This is a genomic window from Sphingobacteriaceae bacterium, from assembly GCA_016715905.1.
In the GTDB taxonomy this organism is placed as follows: domain Bacteria; phylum Bacteroidota; class Bacteroidia; order B-17B0; family Aurantibacillaceae; genus Aurantibacillus.
This window is the reverse complement of sequence record JADJXI010000005.1, coordinates 313,046-335,231: the sequence shown is the minus strand read 5'-3', so window position 1 is coordinate 335,231 and position 22,186 is coordinate 313,046. Positions and strand designations below refer to the sequence as shown.

Here is a 22,186-nt window from a genome sequence, read left to right as displayed (position 1 = left end):
ATTTTTAGATCAGCGCCAGTCTACAGCTTGGCTAGGATTCCGGTGCGCAATGGTGCGCGTAGGTAGTCCGGTTGGTTTAGGCAAATAGTTTTGTTGATAAATTTGATAAAACCCCTGAGTGAATTGCTCAGGGGTTTTTTATTTTGTACTGTGGCGATTCCTACCCCATTACCTGAGCTTTATAAGGCCTTTCTTGAATGTGACATGCAAGTGTGTACAGATACAAGAAGTATCACTAATAACTCATTATTTATTGCTTTAAAGGGTAGTAATTTTAATGCGAATACGTTTGCATTAACGGCACTTGAAAATGGCGCTAAATACGTGGTAGTTGATGAACCGGAATATCAAACTTCATCCAAACACTTTTATGTAAACGATTGCCTTAAAGCATTACAACAATTATCCAACTATCATAGGAAACAATTTACAATTCCGGTATTAGGGATCACGGGTAGTAATGCAAAAACCACACATAAAGAATTAATCAATGCAGTATTAAGCGAAAAATTTAATGTGCTTTATACGATGGGTAATTTAAATAATCATATCGGTGTTCCTTTAACTCTACTTCGTTTAAGAAAAGATCACCAGTTCGCAATAATTGAAATGGGAGCTAACCATCAAGGGGAAATCCATGAATTATGTCAAATAGCAGAGCCAACGTATGGACTGATTACTAATATTGGGAAGGCTCATCTTGAAGGATTCGGAGGAATTGAAGGGGTTAAAAAAGGAAAAAGTGAATTATATCGCTTTATACAAAAAACAAAAGGCAAAATTTTTCTGAATGGTGATGACGAGGTGTTGCAGGAATTATCCTATGGTCTGGAAAAATTTACGTATGGTAGAGGCTTACAAAATGACATTCTGGGCAAAGAGGATTCAACAAACGCATGCGTGAGTTATCGTTTCTGTGCCAAATCTAATTTCACAAATTGGGATAATATTCAAATACTGCACACAAAAATAACAGGTCAATATAATTTCATCAATTTATTAGCTGCATCGGCTATTGGTATTTATTTTGGAGTAAATGAAGAGTTAATAAAAACTGCGCTCGAAAAATACGAGCCCAACATGAACCGATCACAACTTGATAAAACAAATAAAAACACTTTAATTCTAGATGCGTACAATGCCAATCCGGACAGCATGAAAGTAGCTATTGAAAATTTCGCTTCTTTCCCCGCTGAAAATAAATTACTTTTATTAGGTGATATGTTTGAATTAGGAGAATACAGCGCATTAGAACATAAAAAAATAATAGAACTCATTAAGGAGAAGCAATTCAAAAATGTTTGTTTTGTAGGAGGCGAGTTTTTTAAATTAGCTGAAAATTCCTACCTGTTTTTTAATTCAACTGCAACATGTTTAGAATATCTTAAAAATAAAAATATTGCCGGAGCAACAATTTTAATCAAAGGTTCGAGAAGTATGAAAATGGAAACATTAAAAGAAGTATTATGATGAAGAAAAAATTTGCTCAAAATAAGTTAATCGTTTTTATAATGATCTCCATGCTCTTGGGAATTTTGGTGGGTTATTTGATAAATGTGAATATTAATCATCATCCCTTTTCCATTGATAGATCCATACTTACTTCAGTGAAATCAGAATCAGCTAAAATTGAATTAGAGCAAAAATTTGTTCAATTAGAAAAGAGTTATTTAGTGAGCTATAAAAAAAGCATAGCTTCTAATTTTTCAATCCTGAGTGATATTTTTCTTCATCTTATAAAAATGATAATAGCGCCGTTAGTTTTAGCTGTTTTAGTAGTTGGCGTGGCAAAGGTTGGTGATTTTAAAAGTGTTGGAAGAATTGGAATAAAAACAATGCTCTATTTTACCACAGCCACATTAATTGCTTTAGCACTTGGCTTGGTTATTGTTAATTTATTTGAACCCGGAAAAGTAATGCATTTAGATTTACCTGCAGCCAATGCAGATACCGGCATAAAATCAAATGCACAAAGCGCCAAAAATTTCCTAGATCACATTATTCCCGAAAGTGTGATTCGATCAATGGCTTCAAATGATATTTTACCCATTGTAGTTTTTGCTTTATTTTTCGGAGTAGCAGCTGCAGGAGTTGGCAAAGCAGGCGAACCTATAATTAAAGCATTCGATAGTTTGTCTCATGTTATGTTTAAAGTGACGAATTTCGTTATGAGCTTTGCCCCCATTGGTATTTTTGGAGCTTTAACCGCTGTGGTTATTCAACAAGGATTAGATGTATTAAGTGGATACCTTTATCTAATCTCCTGTTTTTTTGGTGGACTGCTTTTCTTTGTATTTGTTGTATTATTTGGCATAAGTGCACTTTTTAAAATTAAATTTTTCAAACTTCTTAAAGATATTAAAGAACCTATTTTACTTGCTTTTAGCACCGCAAGTAGTGAAAGCGCTATGCCTAAAACCATTGAAGCCCTGGAATCGCATGGAATTAGCAATAGAATTGTAAGTTTTGTTTTGCCTTTGGGTTATTCATTTAATTTAGATGGAAGTATCATGTATATGACATTTGCAACAATTTTTATTGCGCAAAGTTATGGGATTGAAATTGGTTTTGCTGATCAAATTCAAATGATGTTGATTTTACTATTAACCAGTAAAGGTATGGCCGGTGTACCAAGAGCCTCTTTGGTGGTGATTGCCGGAATGCTAACCCTATTTAAAATTCCAGGTGAAGGTCTTTTACTTTTACTTGCTGTTGATCAATTGCTTGACATGGGAAGAAGTGCCACCAATGTTGTAGGAAATGCCGTAGCAAGTGCTGTGGTTGCTCGAATGGAGGGAGAGAAATTTTAATTTACTGCCCTATGGTTGATGTACCATCTTTGTTCACATTTCGTAAACTAAAAGTAATAGGATATGTAGTTTTATACCTTACATATTTTCCATTTAATTGAGCCGGAATCCACTTAGTTTTCTGAATCAAACGAACTGCTTCTTCGGAACAACCACCATTCACTCCTTGTTTGATATTTATACCTGTAACATACCCATTTGTTTCAACAACAAACTCAATAACAACTGTTCCTTCTATGCTTTTCTCAACAGCTAATTTTGGATATTCGATTTGGGAAAGAATAAACTCACTTATACCATCTTCCCCGTTTTTAAAATATTCCGGCGACCTATCCGCCTTACTATAAATTACAAACGAACTATCTGCAGGTAAATTTTTTAATTTGAGTTTACTCGCTTGTTTGAAATATTTAGAATATCTATCCGGTAAAATTTTCACTGCATACCAATATGACCAAGGAGAGGCGGCTGCACTTTGCGTACGATAAAAAGAAAAATATTTAAACAATCGGGCAACTTCCAAACGAACTAAATTATTTACATTCTTCTGAAACTTAGGATTAACAGCTCTTCCTATAGAATCTAAATCGAAAAAGACCACTACATCTATAGGGTCCTTGTAGTTTAAAATTGATTTAGAAAGAGTCAATTGAGTCTCTACTATTTGTTCATGTGCAATTTTACCGCCGATTAATTTGGCTTCGTATTCCGGTGGAGTAATTAATTCCTGACTAAAGAAAGTCGAAGAAAAAAACAAACACAATAATAATAAAATATATTTCATAACGAAAGGTAAAAAATAATGCATCCAAAACAAAACCTTTTTAAAAAGTATACGTAAAATAATGCATAAGAGCTTCGCCGGCTTAGTACTTAAAAACAAATGGCGTAACCCAATTAAATAATAACCTTAAACATTGATAAATGAAAAAATTAATCTTTTTAAAAAATATTTGTTATGAAAACAAGAAATTTATTTTCAACATTGCTGGCACTTGCCCTCTATATGACCGTGAGCAGTCAGACACAAAACCACCAAGCTGAGAGAAGAACACTACAAGTACTTGGAGGTAATTCTATTCAAAAAACACAAATAGCAAAAACAACACAAGACATTGAAACAAACGCTCCTCAAAATTCCAAAATTACAGAAGTCGCTGTAAAAAAAGTATATCCTACGCTCATTAGCGAAGAGAAATCAATTGCAAAGGATAACAGCAAAAAAGAAACGATCGACAACAATACCTTTAATTATTTTAATAATGCCAATTGTTATAATTCTGCGGCATTTATTGGCCAACTTCTTGAACAAGCAGAAGCCCTAGTATTAGTCGAGAACACATTAAGACATGAAGCTGCATTAAAATCCGGTTCTGACAAAGCTCACTTATTAAAATCTGCAAACGAAATTCAAAAGCAATCTGAACTTAAATTAATCCAGGCTTCGGAAATTGCAGGAAAATTAAATCTCGAAAAATACAACAAAAATCAAATGACGGTTACTCAACTATCTGAATTCACACACGCCTCAGACCGACTTGTTGAAAAAGTGAATGAATTGAGTGATATTGCGTCTTTTGAAATTAAAATGGCAAAAGAATTACGTCAAGAAGCTTACGCCATGCACAGCACCTCTTCTAAATTAGGCGTTTTAAATAACGCAGAAGAAAAAGAAGTAAGCGCTTTAACTTCACAAGAAAAAGCCATCTCTATTCTTCAAAAATATGCAAATTTTACCGGTAGTAATTTAGCCGAAGAAGTGGCTACCAAATAATTGCAAATAAATAATAATCAAAAAAAGTCTTGTTCCAAATAACAAGGCTTTTTTTTTTAAAATTCGCTCTTTAAGTGGAATTGAATGGCTGGGAATTTTTCAGATGCCATTTGCAAAAGCCATGCGCTTTCTGCTAAAAATACAAACCTACCCTCTTTATCGATTGCTATATGCGCACTTCGATCAGTCATAAATGCATCCAAACTTTTTTTATCATCACAACTTATCCATAACGCCTTATATAAATTTAATTGCTCAAATGATGCGCTTGCATTATACTCGGCTTTCAATCGATGTTGTATAACTTCAAATTGTAAAGCGCCAACAGTTCCTATTATTTTTCTTCCATCCACTTTGCGAGTAAACAGCTGGGCTACGCCTTCATCTGTTAATTGCTCTAATCCTTTTTGTAATTGTTTTGTTTTCATAGGATCCATATTATTTACAAATCGGAAAAGTTCCGGAGAAAAACTTGGTATCCCTTTATAGTAAAACTTAGCGCCCTCGGTTAAAGTATCACCAATTTTAAAGTTGCCTGCATCATACAAACCAATTACATCCCCAGGATAAGCTTCATCAATAATAGATTTTTGCTGTGCCATAAAAGCTGTTGGGTTACTAAATCTCAATTCCTTTTTATCACGTACATGATAATAATATTTATTCCTTTCAAACACACCGGAACATATTCGCAAAAAGGCAATCCGATCTCTATGCTTAGGATCTAAATTGGCATGTATCTTAAAAATAAACCCGCTGAATTTTTGATCAGTTGGCTTTATAATTCCCATATCAGTTTCTCTATCTTTGGGCGAAGGAGCAATACTTACAAAACAATTCAATAATTCTTGAATACCGAAATTATTTACTGCACTTCCAAAAAAAACAGGACTGATTTTTCCATCCAAATAATCTGCAATATTCAGTTCGTCATATACGCCATTCAATAATTCTACGTCTGCCCTGAGCTGAACAGCAAAATCTTCTCCCACCTTTCTATCAATTGCCTTATCCTCTATATCCTTAATTTCTATAGCCTCTTCCACAGTAGTTTTACTATCCCCTGTAAATAAATTAAGAGAATGTTGGGTTAAATCATATACTCCTTTAAAAGATTTACCTATACCAATTGGCCAGGTCATTGGCCTTACCTTAATCTTTAATTCTTTTTCTATTTCATCTAATAAATCAAAAGGGTTTTGTCCTTCTCTATCCAACTTATTGATAAAAACAATAACAGGAGTATTTCTCATTCGACAAACCTCAAGCAGTTTTCTGGTTTGCGGTTCAACACCTTTAACACAATCAATCACCATAATTACACTATCCACGGCGCTTAAAGTTCGGTAGGTGTCTTCGGCAAAATCTTCATGCCCCGGCGTATCCAAAATATTCACCTTATAATTTTTATAATCAAAGGCCATTACAGAAGTGGATACGGAAATTCCTCTTTGCTTTTCTATCTCCATGAAATCGGAGGTAGTAGCTTTTTTAATTTTGTTAGATTTAACTGCACCTGCTGTTTGTATAGCGCCACCAAATAGAAGCAATTTTTCAGTTAATGTGGTTTTACCCGCATCCGGATGCGCAATAATGGCAAATGTTCTTCTTCGGGCTATTTCTTCGGCAGTGGTCAATTTTCTAAATAAGTGGCAAATATAAATATTTATGCTGCTTACTTGTTAATTAAATCCATTTTAGACTCACACTTTTGTCGATAAAGTGCTGTTTTCAACCTACGAACTTACTTAAATGCAAAATAAAATTTTATATTTGCTACTTTAAAACTATGTTGTAATGCGAATATTTTTAATCTTATTTACTCTTACTATTTTCAGTCATAATTTATTTTCTCAGGTAAAAGCCGGCGGAACCTATAAAGAATATTTTATGGAAGGTTCATACCTCATGCTTGAAGAGAATTATATTCAAGCTAAAGATAACTTCCAGGCGGCTTATGAGATTGATTCCACCAGCGCTAATATTCATTACCTGATTGGAGTATGTTATTTACGTTCGGCTACACAAAAAGCATCAGCCGAAAGACATCTTGAAATGGCTGTAAAAAGTGTAAACAAGGGTTATAAAATTGATGATTACAACGAAAAAAGTACGCCCCCTCTTGCCCACTTTTATTATGGCCAAGCTTTACATATCAATTATAAATTTGAAGAGGCTTTAGAACAATACAATAAGTTTGAAAAATTTGTAGGCCCTAATGATAAAGATTGGAAGAAAATGCTGGAGCACCACCGCATGTATTCTAAAAATGCTAAAACTGCAGTTGAAGGTCCAATAAATATTAAAATTACAAACCTAGGCGATAGCATTAACAGTATTTATCCTGAGTATAGTCCGGTTTTAAGTTCTGATGAACGCATGTTAATTTATACGACAAGAAGACCTAATACTACAGGAGGTTTAAAAGATTTTAGCGGGCAATACAATGAAGATATTGTAGTAAGCTATAAAGATGATCAAGGCAATTGGAGCTCTCCGCAATCCATTTCCGAAAACATCAATACCAGCGGAATGGAAGCTTCTATTAACTTATCAGCCGACGGACAAACCCTCATTATGTATAAAGATATTGGAGAAGGAATGAGCGGGAATATTTACTACAGTACTTTTGATGGGAAAGGATGGACAGCCTTAAAAACATTTGGTTCTGACGTAAACTCAAAATATCACGAATCGCATGCTTGTTTGAGCGGCGATGGACATGTTTTATTTTTTGCATCAGATAGACCGGGCGGTTATGGCGGAAGTGACATTTACAGATGCCTGAAATTACCTAACGGACAATGGAGTAAAGCGTTTAATATGGGTCCTACAATTAACACAGAATACGATGAAGACGGAGCCTTCATTCATCCCGATGGACATACTTTCTTTTTTGCATCCAAAGGCCACAAATCCATGGGTGGCTATGACATCATGTTTGCTACGTTAAACGAAGAAGATAGATTTGATTATGTAACCAATATGGGCTACCCGATTAACACCACAGATGACGATGTGTTTTATGTGACTTCACCTGACGGCAAAAGAGGATATCTATCATCTGCACACGAAGGAGGATTTGGCGAAAAAGATTTGTACATGATTACTATTGAAGGAACAAAAGAAAAACCATTGGCTTTATTTAAAGGACAAATTATTCCTGCGGAAGGTGAAAAACTTCCTGAAGATTTAATCATTCAAGTAACCAATAAAAACACCGGTGAAATTGTTGGTACTTACCGCCCTAAAGTGGTAAACGGCGTATTTTCAACGATATTGCCTCCGGGGGTAGAGTATAATTTTTCTTATCAGTCCGGTGATGGTGAAGAGTTTTATAATGAAGATGTTTTTGTAAGTGAAGAATTGACCTATCAGGAAATTAAACGCGAAGTTAATTTAGAGCCTGTAAAATTAATGGGTAAAGTAAAAGCAAAACATAGCACAATTAAACTTAATGCTGTTGTTTTTGATAATGCTAAAACGAAAAACCCTATGGTTGGTGCTCTACTTTCATTAGAAGAAGTAGGTGGTGAAACAAAAACATTTAACGTAAATGAAAAAGGAAAGTTTGACGGTATTGAATTAGAGCCGGATAAAAAGTACAATTTATATGCAGAAGTAGATGGTAAAAAATCTTTAACCGGAAATATTGACACGAAGGGCATTAAATCAGGTAAAGTAATTCAACAATTAGTTTACATGACAGGAAAACCTGAAGCAAGTCAACCGGCCTCAAGTGAAATCACTTTGGATATAGTGGTTAAAAATGTGAAAACTAAAAAAACAATTGCCAATGCACTTGTAATTATTACCGGAAAGAACGGTGAAAAACAAGAACTGAATACCAATGAGAATGGACAAATAAGCAATGTGAGCCTAGAAGCTGAAAACAAATACACACTAATGGCCAGTATTGAAGGTGCACATGCTGAACCCTTAACGGTAAACACCAAAGGAATTAAAGGGTCAAAAAAAATCACCAAAACAATTTTAATAACACAAGATGTTGTGGCAACAACGAATGATGGACCCAGCGGAACTGCCTCAACAAACACATCTGCTTCCCGTTACGAATTTTATTTTAAATACAATCGCAACATGAATGAAGAAGATGAAAGCTGGACAGCTTTTATTGACAGAATTGTGGAGTTAAGTCAAAAAAGAGTTGTGAAAATTAATATCCGTTCAAGTGCTTCTCGTGTACCAACACGTGCCTTTAAAAATAACAAACAACTGGCCAGCTCACGAGCAATGAACTTACAAAAGAAAATTATTGAAACCGTGAAAGAAAAAGGTGGAAAAACAAATCGCTTACAATTTGTGAGAGACCCACGCGTGGCCGGACCGAAATATCGCGGAGATCACGATCAAAGAGAGAAATACGAAAAACACCAATATGTAAAGGCCAGAGCTAAATAAAATTTAACCCTTCCCATCTACCGGAAGGGTTTTTTATTGGCAATATTTTCGCTAAAAGTATAGGACTTATTCCGATAAGAAATTTATCTTTGCTTCTCAAAATTACCATTAAATATGCCTAGTATTTCAAACAAAGCAGTGGCTATGCCGGCTTCTCCCATCCGAAAATTAGTTCCGTACGCTGAAGCGGCAAAAAAAAAGGGAATTAAAATATATCATTTAAATATTGGACAACCGGACATTGAAACGCCGGATACTTTTTTAAATGCCATAAAAAATAATAATTTAAAAGTTATTGAATACAGTCATAGTGCCGGAATAGAAAGCTACCGTAAAAAACTATGCGGATATTATGAAAAATATTCTATTCATCTTCATGAAAATGATATTATCATAACTTGCGGCGGTAGCGAAGCTATTGCTATTGCCATGATGACTTGCTTTAATCCAGGAGATGAAATTATCATTCCTGAGCCCTTTTATGCGAATTATAATGGATTTAGTTGTGCTGCTAATGTAACCGTGAAGCCGGTAATTAGTAAAATTGAAGATGGCTTTGCTTTGCCCCCAATTTCAGAATTTGAAAAATTAATTACGCCAAAAACAAAAGGCATAATGATTTGTAATCCGGGAAATCCAACCGGTAAATTGTATAGCAAAAATGAATTACTGGCTTTAAGGGATTTGGTAAAAAAGCACGATTTATTTCTACTGAGTGATGAAGTGTATAGAGAATTTTGCTACGATGGCAATGAATATTACAGCGTTATACAGTTGGAAGGAATAGATAATAATACAATTTTATTGGATTCGGTTAGTAAACGATACAGTGCATGTGGTGCTCGTTTAGGCGCTTTGATTACCAAAAATAAAGAAGTAATAGCCTCAGCTTTGAAATTTGCTCAAGCTCGTTTGAGTCCTCCTACTTATGCACAGATTGGAGCAGAAGCTGCAATTGATACTCCGCCAAGTTATTTTGAAAAAGTAATTCAAGAATATATTGCGCGAAGAAATTTTTTAGTTGAAGCTATAAATAAAATACCCGGAGTTTTTTGTCCAAACCCAAGCGGCGCTTTCTATTGTATCGCCCGATTACCTATTGATGATTCTGATAAATTCTGTCAATGGCTCTTAGAAGAATTCTCTTACGAATCACAAACTGTTATGTTTGCACCGGCCACCGGTTTTTATTCTACTAAAGGAGCGGGGAAAAATGAAGTACGAATTGCCTACGTATTAAATTTAGCCGATTTAAAAAATGCCGTTAAATGTTTAGAAGAAGCGTTAAAAATTTATCCCGGGAGAACAAATTAATGAAAACCAAAAAATTAAATATTCACATTGCCCTTTTAGTATTCTATTTGGTTGGTATTATTTTGTGTACATCATGCACGGATGAAAAAACCCCTGTTCCAACAAATCCCGATTCTATTCCTCCAAAAAAAGAAATGGGTTATCAAATTAGTAAAGATCCTGTTGTTGGGAATGGCGAAGGTTTTGCCGGTATATTTAATGTTCCTGAAATGCTTGCACTTTGCGTAAAAGATTCGGCGCCTGAAAAAGAATTGGCTTTGCGTTATGCACAAGCCTTTACTAAACTGGAAATGGAATTATTAAAATTAGAAATTAATTCTAAAGGTTCTCCGGGATCAATTGCCTACAACAACAATCCCATGAATTTTGTATTTGAATGCATTTATTTAATTGACAGCATACCCAAAAAACAACCTAAAGATTGCCAGGTTGTGGTATTAGAAGCCAGCACCATGTACATATATAATTTTTACGGAGAATATAAAAATTTGTATCTGGCGTATGAACAAATTAAAGATGATTTGAAAGCGCATCATTTAGAACAGGTTGGGCCTATGCGTGAATTCTATGTGACTGATCCAGTAAGAGAAAAAGATTCAACCCAATGGCTCACCCGAATTCTGGTGCCCATACAATTTAAAAAGTAAGTAGTGTTGATTAAGTTGGAAAATCTTGATTAGTACAGCTATTTACTCTTTTGAGTTACTGCTCTAAACTCGTATTTCAATTTAATTATCCGAATGGATTTATTGATATAATCACGAACAACCAATGAGCTCAATAAATTATCTGAACTATTGGTAATATAACTTAATTCTTTTTCCAGTACTTCATTTTTATACTGCTTTTCAGTTAGCAACTCATTATTTGCATCGTATTCATAGGTGATTTTAATTGTAATTTCCTTATTGGCATTTCCTTTAAAAATTGCTGAGCTCAAATGTGAACCAACGTATTCATAATTTTTTTCTTGTTTAATCCAGGCTGCTGCAGTGTAATACTCCGTTGTGCTTTTTGTTCTCCCCAAACTGTCAAAATAAATAATCTGCTGCTTATACGGACGTTGTTCGTTGTTTAAATGAAAACAATGTAATTGTTGATCGGAATATTTTTTATAAACAAAACTATCCTGACTCAATAATAACTGTCCCCCTAATATAAAAATAGATTTATCGGTGCTATTATTCGTTTCCCGATAACGCATTTCTTTCACCAAATTATTCAATGAATCATACCTGTAATATCTGCTTTCATAAAACAAAGCACCATCATGATATCTTTTTAAACTTAAATTAGCTTTATTATAAAAATAGGTTGTACTAACCGTATCATATAAATATTCACTCTTCGTTTCAGTAACCGTGTGATATCCTTTTTTTCCTTTATTATGAACACTAGCCGTAATTTGCTTTTCAATGGTTTTCACTATTGTGGTGTAATAAAATCGGCTTAATTTTCCATTGGTATCAAACTCATAGGTCTCCACCAAATTTTTATCCACAGCAATTTCAAAATCCTTTTTATCTACAATCTCAAAAGTAATTTTGTTTACGTTTTTCTGCTTAATTAACTCGGCGTTGAAATTATGTGTTTTCTCAAAAGCGGTTTCAGGAGTTGGAATTAAAATTTGAGACTTTCCGCAAAGAAAAAGAAATACAAAAGCGCTATTTAATATGGTCTTCAATTCGTTTTTTAACATCGGTCGCCTTTTCCAATGGTAAATCGCAAGTATTGTTTTTACAAACATAAATTAGGGTTTTACCCGATACATACCTGTTTTTAACCAAAGGCAAGGATTCCTCACCTCTTGCTGTTGCTAAAATCGCATTTGTTATGCCCTGTTTTGAGACTTCCTGAATCATTTCATCAACATGTTTACCAACAATTGCTATTTCAAAAAACGGATATAATTCAAATAAGGCTAGTTGTAACCAATTGCTATAACCCGGCGGATATCGCTTGGCTTCTTCCATAACATGGGCAAGCATTGAATTTGCCCTTTCAATATACACAGAGATCCCAAAATACTTTCCCATTTTAAATAAATTCAAGGCCATTTGAGAATTGGAAGAAGGGATTACATTATCAGAAATCTCTGTGGTTCGAAGCATTAAGTCACCTTTTGAATCGGCATAAAATAACAATGAACTTTCCGGATTATTAAACTCTTTCAAAGTAAAAGAAACTAACTGCTCAGCTTTAATTAAATAATCCCTATTTGAGGAAATAACATAAACGTCCATCAAAGCAGAAATAACAAATGCATAATCATCAAGCATTGCGTTTACCTTACAGTTTCCATTTTTGTATATCCTCCACAAACCTCCATCTTCTCTATACATTTGTTTTAGGATGAAAGAAATGATATCAATAGCCGTTTTTTTATATTTTTCTTTACCAGACATTAAAAAAGCTTTACAAAAAGCAGAACAGGCTAAGGCATTCCAGGCTGTTATCGTTTTATCATCTAAAAGGGGTTTGGGTCTTTTTTGTGCAAGTACCAGCAATATACCGCGACACCGATTATCTATCTGTATTAATTCATCAATTGAAATTCCATGTTTTAAGGCGAGTTCATTTCGTTTGGGATTTCGCATCAAAATATAATTTCCATCTTCCCAATATCCAACTTCATTTACAGAATACAATTCGGCAAACAAATCAAAATCATCTTTTAAATGCTGTTTTAATTCTTCTTTTGTCCACACATAATATTTCCCCTCTTCTCCTTCACTATCTGCATCATAAGCCGAATAAACACATCCCTCCTTACCCATCCATTCATCCTCAATAAACAATAATGTTTGTTCGGCTACATTTTTAAACTGCTCATTTCCGGTTTGACAATAAGCTTCCAGGTATAAACTAATCAGCTGTGCATTATCGTACAACATTTTTTCAAAATGAGGCACTTTCCAATATTTATCTACACTATATCTCGCAAATCCTCCTCGTAACTGATCGTAAATACCCCCATCGCTCATGTGTTGCAAAGTTTGCTTTACATGTTTTAGAACCTCATCATTCTTAGTTATAATAGCGTAGTTTAATAAAAATTGATAATTGCCCGGCATGGGAAATTTAGGAGCTCGGTTATCACCACCGTATTCCAAATCGAAACCGGATTGCCATTTTCTAATTAGCGCATTCAACTCTTCCCGGCTTAAAACAACATTTTCATTTTTAGAAGTGTTTAATAATTCGGCCTGTTTCATACCCGCACTTAACTTTTCGGCATATTCCTCCATTTTTGAAGCTTCCTTACGGTAAACCTGCTCCAATTGCATTAAAATATTTTTCCATTCTTTTTTATTAAAATAGGTTCCCCCATAAACCGGTTTTCCGTTGGGCAGGGTAAAACAATTTAAGGGCCAACCGCCATGACCGGTCATTAATTGAACCGCGCCCATATACAACATATCAATATCACTACGCTCTTCACGATCTACCTTTATACACACAAAATTTGCATTCATGATATCAGCAATTTCCCGGTCTTCAAAACTTTCTTTCTCCATTACATGACACCAATGACAAGCACTATAACCTATGCTAAATAAGATCAATTTATTTTCAAATTTTGCCTTGGCTAATGCTTTTTCCGAATAAGGCAACCAATGCACCGGATTATAGGCATGTTGCAATAAATAAGGACTACTTTCATGGATTAAACTATTCGGAATTTCAGACATAGAAAATTAATATTATTGTAGGAATTAACGTAAATTTACTCAGGCTTTCTGTTATTAAAAAACATATTTCGTTATTTTTGACAGATTGCTAAATTTAGTATGAAAAAACTCTATTGGATAATACTCATTGGCGTAGCATTAATTGTTCTTATTATTACCGTTCAGGTGATGAGAGGCACAGCGCCCATTGAAATTTACACCGAAAAAGCCGGTACCCGAGATATTATTGAAATTGTATCAGCCACCGGTAAAATACAACCTGAAACTGAACTTAAACTCAGCAGTGATGTAAGTGGTGAAATAACAGAAATGTTGGTTAAAGAAGGTGATTCCGTTAAAAAAGGAACCTTATTATGCAGGATAAAACCAGACTTATATGTAAGCGCTATAGACCGAATGAATGCTACGGTTAATACCACTAAGGCAAACCTAAGCACTGCTAAAGCTCAATTAGAACAAGCCAAAGCCACTTTAATAAATGCCGAAAGTAACTTTAATAGAAATAAAAAACTTTTAGAGCAAAATGCAATTTCTCAAATGGAATTTGATGCATCCAAAGCTCAATACGCTTCTGCTAAAGCCAATGTAGACGCCTTGGAAGCCGGAGTAAATGCCGGTGTATACAATATTCAAAGTACCGAAGCTTCATTAAAAGAAGCGAATACCAATTTAGAAAAAACATTTATTTATGCTCCGGTGGATGGAACCATTTCTAAATTAAGTGTAGAGAAAGGTGAAAGAGTGGTTGGCGTTAGTGGCATGCAAGGCACAGAGATTTTGCGTTTGGCCAACCTTAATGAAATGGAAGTGAGTGTTGAAGTGAATGAGAATGATATTATCAAAGTACACAAAAATGATACTGCTATAATTGAAGTTGACGCTTATATGGATAAAAAATTCAAAGGTGTTGTTACTGAAATTGCTAATTCCTCCAATAGCAACGGCATTTCAATTGATCAGGTTACCAATTTTGTGGTGAAAATCCGCCTTTTACGTGATTCTTACAGCTATTTAATTACCGCTCGCAATCCTGTACCCTTTCGCCCGGGTATGAGTGCCAGTGTTGATATTCAAACTACGCGTGTTAACCGAGTAGTTTCTATTCCAATACAAGCCGTAACTACCCGAAATGCAGATACACTTAAAATGAAAGAGGAGGATGAATGGGCAGCAAAAGTAAAAAATGAAAAAGAAGAAAAAGCGAAACAAAAAGCAGAAAAAAAATTGGCGGAGATTGTTTTTGTAATGGTTAATGGTACAGTAAAACAGAAAATTGTAATTACAGGTATTCAAGATAATGATTTTATAGAAATTAAAAAAGGATTGGAAAATAATGAAGAAGTAATTTGTGGCCCTTATAGTGCTGTATCTAAAGTATTAAAAGAAGGAAGCAAAGTTAAATTAGTGAAGAAAGAGGATTTATATAAAAGTGAACTTTAATTGCCTTACATCCTCCACATAGAAACTGCTACAACTGTTTGTTCAGTTACTTTAAGTCATGAACACCAAATTCTTTCCACTAAAGAAATAAACACCGGTTATACACACGCCGAAAATTTACATGTTTTCATTCAGGAAATCCTTAAAGAAACAAATATTCAAACCTCACAACTGCATGCGATTGCCATTAGCAAGGGACCCGGGTCGTACACCGGACTTCGGATAGGCACCAGCTCAGCCAAAGGATTAGCATTTGCTTTACAAATTCCATTAATTGCAATTGACACATTAAAAGCATTGTCGGTGTCTGTTTTAAAAAAAACAGATAAAGAAACACTGCTTTGCCCGATGTTAGATGCCAGAAGACAGGAAGTGTACACAGCAATTTACGACATTAACTTAAAAGAAATTATTTCGCCCTGTGCGCAAATTGTTACTGACGAAAACTTTAGTTTTTTTCAAATGAACAAACCCATTGTTTTTTTTGGGGATGGCATGGTGAAACTTCAACCTGTATTGGAAAAAATTGATAATGCATCTTTTCTAAAAAACATAGTGCCTTCAGCCGAAAACATGGTGGAATTAGCACTTAGTAAATTCAAACAAAAAGAATTTGAAGATACCGCCTATTTTGTTCCGAATTACATGAAAGAATTTTACACCACATTTAAGAAATAAATAGTTTTATGCGGATGAAAAAATTATTTTTTTTACATCTCTTCTTATACATCTTTAATAATTCAACTTCGCAAATTTTAACTGGTGTAATTCTTGAGGCAAAAAGTAATTCTCCTGTATCATTTGCATTAGTATATTGTGATAAGAATAAAAACAGCTTAAGTTGTGACGCAGATGGAAAATTCAGCATTGCAATAAGTAATTGTGATAGCCTTCACATTCGGATGTTGGGTTATGAACGAAAATCCATAGCATTACAAGGAATAAATTTGAACCAAAAAATTATCGTTTCACTCAAACCGGATGGTATAGGATTGAATGAAGTGGTTATTTTACCCGGTGAAAATCCGGCGCATAAAATAATTCGAAAAGTAATCAAAAACATGCCCAAGTACGATATTGCTAATTATCCATTTTATTCCTGCAACACTTACGCTAAAACGTATTTTACCTTATCAGATAAAAACGGAAACGAAAATTTTTATTCAGAAATGAAGCCTAACGAAATGACAAAAACACTGAACAGGCATTATTTGTTTTTCATTGAATCTGTTACTGAAAAAAAATACAATTATAAAAACAAACATCAGGAAAAAATTCTGGCGTCTAAAGTTTCAGGATTAAAGCAATCTCCATTTGGCGCTTTCGCTACGCAATTGCAATCCTTTACTTTTTATGATGAAAACATTGAATTAATCGGAATTAAATATTTAAATCCCTTAATCAAGGGAACATTTAAAAGATATAACTTTTACTTAAAAGATACTTTGCTACAAGATAAAGACACTATATTATTAATTAGTTTTCAGCCCAAAAAGAAAATTCATTTTAAAGCCATGCGTGGAGTACTTTTCATTAACTTGAAACATCATGTTTTGTATAAGGTGCAGGCCGAACCGGCAGAAACAGAGAAGAATAGTGCCGGAATAAAAATTCAACAAACTTATAAGCAAATTGACTCTACTCATTGGTTTCCTGTTCAGTCTAATTCAGAATTATTAATGTCTTCTGTGAATTTGTCGGAAAATCAAAGCGACAAATCAACCGTGATAAAAGGAGTTAGTAAAGTTTATGTAAATGAAATAAATTTAGACTCCATCATTCGATTTAAAAACAAAAGTGTACAGATTATCACCGATGAAAATGCGCACAGCAAAGATGAATTATTTTGGCAAACACATCGTGTGGATTCTTTAAATTCAAAAGAGAAGGAATCTTATAAAGTAATTGACAGCATTGGCAAAGTAGCTAACCTCGATCGGAAAATGATTTTTTTAAATACTTTAATAAATGGCAAACTTCCTATTGGCTATTTTAATTTAGATTTAATGCATATTCTTCGAATAAATCAATACGAAGGAGCCCGATTAGGATTGGGAATAAGCACTTCCGATAAAATATCACGATGGATTTGCATTGGTGGTTATGGAGGATACGGTTTTATAGATCAACAATTAAAATATGGATCTTTTTTAAGAATAAATTTAGATAAACATAAACGAAATTTTATGGAGGCTCAAGTTTTCTCTGACATTGAAGAAAGCGCAGGTACATTTTATTTTGGAGAAAACAACTCTTTAATGAATACTCAAAAATTAAGAGCTTTATTAATTGAAAAAATGGATAAAGTTAACTCCGCTGCATTTCAAATTCAACTGCAGCCTTTTGCCGTACTTCGCACAAACGCTTTTTTAAAAGTGAAAGAAAGACGTTCTGACTTTGGTTTTAAAAAAGATAGTTTGCCAAGCGCATATAAATTCGTGAACAACACCGCAGGAATTCAGCTCCGATTTAGTCCCGGAGAAAAATACATAGAAAATTTTGGGAAATTAATGCCCGTTCAAAATAAATGGCCGGTCATCTATTTGAATCTTACAAAAAGTATACCTGAACAAATAGATGTATATCAAGGGGAATTTGACTATTCCAAAATCGATCTAAAGATAAATCAGGTAATTCAAAATAAAATACGCGGATACTTTTCTTACGAAATTCAAGCCGGTAAAGTATTTGGAGATGTCCCCTACTCTTACCAATACAATAACACAGGTTCCCGTGTTAAAGTTTTTTCGTTGAGTATTGAAAACACGTTTGAAACGATGTTTCTTAATGAATTTATCAGTTCTGAATACGCTTCCATTTTTTTATGTTGGAATTCGGGGAAATTATTTAAAGCAGGCAGTAAATTTAATCCAGAGCTTGAATTGGTTCACAATTACGGGATAGGAAATTTAAATAACAAAGCTCAATTAAGAATTGTAGAATTGAACGACATGAGCAAAGGTTATACCGAAGCCGGAATTCGGATTAAAAATCTGTTCAAATCTAATTTCAGCACCTTTGGTGTTGGTTGCTTTTATAGATACGGAAACTACGAGTATGAAGAACCCCTGCAAAATTTAGTGGTGAAATTAGCTCTTGGGTTTGCATTTTAAAGCATCTAACCTGTCCTAATATTGTACTTTCTTTACCTCAAATTAGAATCTCTTCACCTCAAAAACCTGGCTTAACTTCACCTTATCTCAAACTATAATGTAATTTTATGAGGTGATAACGACAATGAATAAATCCATAATTTGGCACATTGCAGCTAGTATATGCTATTTATTATTACCGGGCATATTACATCCCGAATTTTCACTCGACTTTCATTTTGTTCATAATATACATTTTCAAAAAACATTCTTTGTAAGTGCTTGTGTACTCGCCTTTTTTTATTTCCATTATTATTTTCTTATACCGAAGATTTATGAAAAAAGTCAAGCTGTACTTTATGTACTTTGTTTAATAAGTATTGCAGCTTTGATTTGTACGTTTGCCATTTATTACTTAAAAATATTTGGTCATCATAACAGACATATATCTCGCACGGAAATAGATTTTCGGGGCGGTATTCGAAAAGTGCCAAAGCTTAAAATTCTTGCTGAAATTTTTCAATTCATACCACCTTATCTCGCGGCCATTTTCCTTTCTTTTTTGATTAGAAGTAGAATTAAATTAAAAGAAACCACCGAAGCTAAATTAAAAAGTGAACTTAATTTGTTGAAATCCAAAATTGATCCTCATTTTTTGTTTAACAGTTTAAATACAATTTACGCGTTGTCATTAGACAACTCCGTTAAAACTTCCGATGCGGTTATGAACTTATCAGAAATGCTTCGTTATGTACTTTATGAAACTTCAGAAGATAAAGTTCCTTTGAGTAAAGAACTAAAATACATTGACAGTTATATTGAATTAAACAGATTGCGCTTAAGTAATAATATTCAGCTTATTTATCATCGTCAAAATATCGGTGCAGAAAATGAAATTGCTCCGTTGGTGCTTTTACCCTTTATTGAAAACGTTTTTAAACACGGAATGGATACTGAAAAAAATCATATCTTAAAAATTGAAATTCTTGCTAACGATTCAAAGATTGAATTACAAACTTCTAATCCTATTCATTTATCGGAAAACTTAGATGAAAACCGAGGAATTGGAATTGCGACAACCTTAAAAAGATTAGACTTATTATATAACAATAAGTATTCGTATACGACCCGCAAAGAAAATAATAATTATTATCTTCAACTCATTATTCACTTAAAATGATCAAGGCAATTGCCATAGACGATGAACCCCTGGCTTTAAAGGTTATTCAGGGATTGAGTAATCGATCAGGCGCCGTTGATTTGATAGAAACTTTTACTAATCAGCAAAAAGCCAAGGAATTTCTATTTAGTCAACCGGTTGATTTATTATTTCTGGACATTCAAATGCCTGCTCAAAATGGAATATCATTTTATAAAAGTTTAAACATTCAGATTCCCGTAATTTTCACTACAGCCTATAGCAATTACGCTATTGATGGTTTTAACCTGGATGCTGTAGATTACTTGCTCAAACCCATTTCACAAGAACGATTTGATGAAAGCCTAAAAAAGGTAAAACGCACTTTAACTTCAAAAATCTGCTGAAACTAATTTATTTATTCAATTAAAAGCCGATCACTTTATACATAAAATATATTTAAGTGAAATAAAATTTATTCAATCGGACGATGACTATGTAAAAATTCATTTTATTGCCGCCAAGCCTAAACTTTTTAGGATAACCTTAAAAGAACTTCAGGCCATGCTTCCTGAAAAAGAATTTATACGCATACACCGGTCTTATGTATTACCGATTAAAGCCATTACTAGAATAGGAAGTAAATGTGCATTTGTGAATGAATTGGAGTTTCCCGTGGGGTCTAATTACGAGAGTGACCTGAAAATAAAATTCAATTCGAACACCTAATTTAGAGACTAAAACACCTCAAGTTTTAGTAATTTCACCGCTTTTCTATTTATTAATCTGCTTTTTTATTTACATTTACTTAACTTTAATTTAATTTGTTTATGAGAGCTTTATTTCTGTTAATCGCCTTGTTTTTCACAGGGTATTTTTATTCGCAAAAATGGCCGGGGTTAACTTTATACAGTAATGGAAATGCTACATCAGCTTATTTGGTAGATACAAACAATGTAAACGTAAAGGTGTGGAGCGGATTATCTGGGGGAACAGGATATTCGTCCTACCTAACACCGGGCGGCACTTTAGTTAGAAGCGTGAAAGAAAATAACGCTGTTTTTTCAGGAGGAGGATCGTCCGGCCGTATTCAGAAAGTTGATTACAATGATAATTTAGTTTGGGATTACATATATTCATCAAATACCTTTTATTCACATCACGATCATTGTCCTATGCCCAATGGCAATGTTCTATTAATTGCCTATGAATTAAAAACACAAAGTGAAATTATTGCAGCAGGGGGGCCATCTACATTAACAACCATGTGGCCTGATCATATTGTAGAAATTCAACCAACCGGGGCAACTACCGGAAGTATAGTGTGGGAGTGGCATGCTTGGGATCACTTGGTACAAAACGTGGATAATTCCAAGGCGAATTACCAAACATCCATTGTTGATCATCCGGAGTTAATTAATATTAATTACGATACTAAAAAAGACTGGATGCATTGCAATGGAATTGATTATAACCCCATGCTCGACCAAGTAATTTTAAGCGCGCATAACTTACACGAATTTTATGTAATTGATCATAGCACCACCTCGGCCGAGGCTGCCGGTCATACCGGAGGCAACAGTGGCAAAGGCGGGGATATATTATACCGTTGGGGAAATCCTCAGGTATATCAGGCTACCGGAACCAAAATATTTAATGTAGTTCACGATGCGCATTGGATTCCGGAAGGTCATCCCGATGCGGGAAGAATGGTTGGATTCAATAATCAAGGGATCTCGCCTACTTCATCCTGTGTAGATCAGGTAATCCCACCGGTAAGCGGTTATAATTACACCATTGCAGCAGGTGCTGCCTATCAACCTGCCTCTTATTCAGATCGATTAAGCGGAATTGGTTACACCAGCAATGAAGGAAGCGCCGAACAACTACCCAATGGAAATCAACTCATCTGTTTAGCTATTCCCGGCAAAATTTATGAATTCACCCCTGCCGGTGTACCTATTTTTACTATTTCAACCGGAGCTAAATCTTCTCAGGCTCATCGTTACTCAACCTGTTACGTGAATAATCCCGCACCTGCGCAACCCAGCATAACGGTTAACGGCAATCAGTTAACATCTACTTCCGCCACAACTTATCAATGGTACCAAAACGGAGCGCTTATTTCCGGTGCTAATTCACAAAGCTATACCCCCTCAGGAAATGGAATATACGTAGTGAGAACGACTGATATTAACGGCTGCGTTTATGTTTATTCAAAAGGAACATCTTTTGTATTATCCCAAGATGAAAAAACAATAAATCCATTTAATGTTCAGGTTATACCAAATCCAAATAATGGAATTTTTAAATTGAATATTGTTGGTCCAAAAATTATTTCACTTAGTGTTCGGGTTTTTGATTGCTTAGGAAAACTTGTTTATGAAAAATTGAATGAACAAAATATTGACTTGTCTGAATTAAATGAAGGTCTTTACACTATACAAATACAATTAAACAATCACAAACCAATTTATTCAAAAACAATCATCTCAAAATAAATC

17 protein-coding genes are annotated in these 22,186 nt (G+C 34.3%); 13 read left to right on the top strand and 4 right to left on the bottom strand.

All coding sequences use genetic code 11. From position 1 onward, the window contains the following. The first annotated feature begins 204 nt into the window (after nt 1–204). Together IPM51_09285 and IPM51_09280 are read left to right on the top strand one after the other, a co-directional pair. Complete coding sequence (locus IPM51_09285) at nt 205–1,470, top strand: UDP-N-acetylmuramoyl-tripeptide--D-alanyl-D-alanine ligase (protein ID MBK9284499.1); 1,266 nt, start codon at nt 205–207, stop codon at nt 1,468–1,470. Continuing rightward, nucleotides 1,470–2,810, top strand: coding sequence for a dicarboxylate/amino acid:cation symporter (locus tag IPM51_09280; protein ID MBK9284498.1), 1,341 nt, complete (start codon nt 1,470–1,472; stop codon nt 2,808–2,810). The genes IPM51_09285 and IPM51_09280 overlap by 1 nt, the downstream gene beginning before the upstream one ends. Before the next feature lies 1 nt (nt 2,811). On the opposite strand, the gene IPM51_09275 is transcribed toward IPM51_09280, so the two are convergent. After that, nucleotides 2,812–3,594, bottom strand: a complete 783-nt coding sequence (locus IPM51_09275) for an energy transducer TonB (GenBank protein MBK9284497.1) — start codon at nt 3,592–3,594, stop codon at nt 2,812–2,814. 174 nt (nt 3,595–3,768) lie between these two features. On the opposite strand from IPM51_09275, the gene IPM51_09270 reads away from it, so the two are divergent. Then, nucleotides 3,769–4,584, top strand: coding sequence for a hypothetical protein (locus IPM51_09270; GenBank protein MBK9284496.1), 816 nt, complete (start codon nt 3,769–3,771; stop codon nt 4,582–4,584). Nucleotides 4,585–4,640: 56 nt separating this feature from the next. On the opposite strand, the gene IPM51_09265 is transcribed toward IPM51_09270, so the two are convergent. Then, nucleotides 4,641–6,221 (bottom strand): peptide chain release factor 3, encoded by a 1,581-nt coding sequence (locus IPM51_09265; GenBank protein MBK9284495.1) that lies wholly within the window; start codon nt 6,219–6,221, stop codon nt 4,641–4,643. 160 nt (nt 6,222–6,381) lie between these two features. Here IPM51_09265 and IPM51_09260 point away from each other — a divergent pair, with 160 nt between their 5' ends. The 3 genes from IPM51_09260 (at nt 6,382) to IPM51_09250 (ending at nt 10,967) form a co-directional block, all read left to right on the top strand. Then, nucleotides 6,382–9,006, top strand: a complete 2,625-nt coding sequence (locus tag IPM51_09260) for a PD40 domain-containing protein (protein ID MBK9284494.1) — start codon at nt 6,382–6,384, stop codon at nt 9,004–9,006. A 114-nt stretch (nt 9,007–9,120) separates the two neighbouring features. Further along, the gene (locus tag IPM51_09255; GenBank protein ID MBK9284493.1) at nt 9,121–10,320 is read left to right on the top strand and encodes a pyridoxal phosphate-dependent aminotransferase; all 1,200 of its coding nucleotides are present in this window, start codon (nt 9,121–9,123) and stop codon (nt 10,318–10,320) included. Further along, nucleotides 10,320–10,967, top strand: a complete 648-nt coding sequence (locus tag IPM51_09250) for a hypothetical protein (protein ID MBK9284492.1) — start codon at nt 10,320–10,322, stop codon at nt 10,965–10,967. The genes IPM51_09255 and IPM51_09250 overlap by 1 nt, the downstream gene beginning before the upstream one ends. A 38-nt stretch (nt 10,968–11,005) precedes the next feature. Here IPM51_09250 and IPM51_09245 read toward each other — a convergent pair whose 3' ends face one another. Both IPM51_09245 and IPM51_09240 read right to left on the bottom strand, forming a co-directional pair. Next, complete coding sequence (locus IPM51_09245; GenBank protein ID MBK9284491.1) at nt 11,006–12,004, bottom strand: hypothetical protein; 999 nt, start codon at nt 12,002–12,004, stop codon at nt 11,006–11,008. Beyond that, nucleotides 11,985–14,012, bottom strand: a complete 2,028-nt coding sequence (locus tag IPM51_09240) for a thioredoxin domain-containing protein (protein MBK9284490.1) — start codon at nt 14,010–14,012, stop codon at nt 11,985–11,987. Before IPM51_09240 ends, IPM51_09245 begins: the two co-directional genes overlap by 20 nt. 99 nt (nt 14,013–14,111) lie before the next feature. On the opposite strand from IPM51_09240, the gene IPM51_09235 reads away from it, so the two are divergent. The 7 genes from IPM51_09235 (at nt 14,112) to IPM51_09205 (ending at nt 22,183) form a co-directional block, all read left to right on the top strand. Further along, a complete protein-coding gene (locus tag IPM51_09235; protein MBK9284489.1) occupies nt 14,112–15,452 on the top strand; it encodes an efflux RND transporter periplasmic adaptor subunit in 1,341 nt (446 codons plus the stop codon). Then, nucleotides 15,453–16,130 (top strand): tRNA (adenosine(37)-N6)-threonylcarbamoyltransferase complex dimerization subunit type 1 TsaB, encoded by a 678-nt coding sequence (tsaB, locus tag IPM51_09230; protein ID MBK9284488.1) that lies wholly within the window; start codon nt 15,453–15,455, stop codon nt 16,128–16,130. 14 nt (nt 16,131–16,144) lie between these two features. Then, complete coding sequence (locus IPM51_09225; GenBank protein MBK9284487.1) at nt 16,145–18,565, top strand: carboxypeptidase-like regulatory domain-containing protein; 2,421 nt, start codon at nt 16,145–16,147, stop codon at nt 18,563–18,565. A gap of 124 nt (nt 18,566–18,689) precedes the next feature. Then, nucleotides 18,690–19,724, top strand: a complete 1,035-nt coding sequence (locus IPM51_09220) for a histidine kinase (protein ID MBK9284486.1) — start codon at nt 18,690–18,692, stop codon at nt 19,722–19,724. After that, entirely contained in the window at nt 19,721–20,089 is a 369-nt protein-coding gene (locus IPM51_09215; protein MBK9284485.1) for a response regulator, read from the top strand. Before IPM51_09220 ends, IPM51_09215 begins: the two co-directional genes overlap by 4 nt. Before the next feature lie 13 nt (nt 20,090–20,102). Then, nucleotides 20,103–20,411: a LytTR family transcriptional regulator gene (locus IPM51_09210; protein MBK9284484.1), complete on the top strand. Its 309-nt coding sequence runs from the start codon at nt 20,103–20,105 to the stop codon at nt 20,409–20,411. 101 nt (nt 20,412–20,512) lie between these two features. Further along, nucleotides 20,513–22,183 (top strand): aryl-sulfate sulfotransferase, encoded by a 1,671-nt coding sequence (locus IPM51_09205; GenBank protein MBK9284483.1) that lies wholly within the window; start codon nt 20,513–20,515, stop codon nt 22,181–22,183. Nucleotides 22,184–22,186 lie beyond the last annotated feature (3 nt).

What these genes read in the sequence shown, in the direction of transcription:
- IPM51_09270 (MBK9284496.1), top strand. Translation starts at nt 3,769, where the DNA reads ATGAAAACAAGAAATTTATTTTCAACATTGCTGGCACTTGCCCTCTAT.
- IPM51_09215 (MBK9284485.1), top strand. Translation starts at nt 19,721, where the DNA reads ATGATCAAGGCAATTGCCATAGACGATGAACCCCTGGCTTTAAAGGTT.
- IPM51_09220 (MBK9284486.1), top strand. Translation starts at nt 18,690, where the DNA reads ATGAATAAATCCATAATTTGGCACATTGCAGCTAGTATATGCTATTTA.
- IPM51_09260 (MBK9284494.1), top strand. Translation starts at nt 6,382, where the DNA reads ATGCGAATATTTTTAATCTTATTTACTCTTACTATTTTCAGTCATAAT.
- IPM51_09240 (MBK9284490.1), bottom strand. Translation starts at nt 14,012, where the DNA reads ATGTCTGAAATTCCGAATAGTTTAATCCATGAAAGTAGTCCTTATTTA.
- IPM51_09235 (MBK9284489.1), top strand. Translation starts at nt 14,112, where the DNA reads ATGAAAAAACTCTATTGGATAATACTCATTGGCGTAGCATTAATTGTT.
- IPM51_09280 (MBK9284498.1), top strand. Translation starts at nt 1,470, where the DNA reads ATGAAGAAAAAATTTGCTCAAAATAAGTTAATCGTTTTTATAATGATC.
- IPM51_09275 (MBK9284497.1), bottom strand. Translation starts at nt 3,594, where the DNA reads ATGAAATATATTTTATTATTATTGTGTTTGTTTTTTTCTTCGACTTTC.
- IPM51_09285 (MBK9284499.1), top strand. Translation starts at nt 205, where the DNA reads ATGCAAGTGTGTACAGATACAAGAAGTATCACTAATAACTCATTATTT.
- IPM51_09205 (MBK9284483.1), top strand. Translation starts at nt 20,513, where the DNA reads ATGAGAGCTTTATTTCTGTTAATCGCCTTGTTTTTCACAGGGTATTTT.
- IPM51_09250 (MBK9284492.1), top strand. Translation starts at nt 10,320, where the DNA reads ATGAAAACCAAAAAATTAAATATTCACATTGCCCTTTTAGTATTCTAT.
- IPM51_09255 (MBK9284493.1), top strand. Translation starts at nt 9,121, where the DNA reads ATGCCTAGTATTTCAAACAAAGCAGTGGCTATGCCGGCTTCTCCCATC.
- IPM51_09225 (MBK9284487.1), top strand. Translation starts at nt 16,145, where the DNA reads ATGAAAAAATTATTTTTTTTACATCTCTTCTTATACATCTTTAATAAT.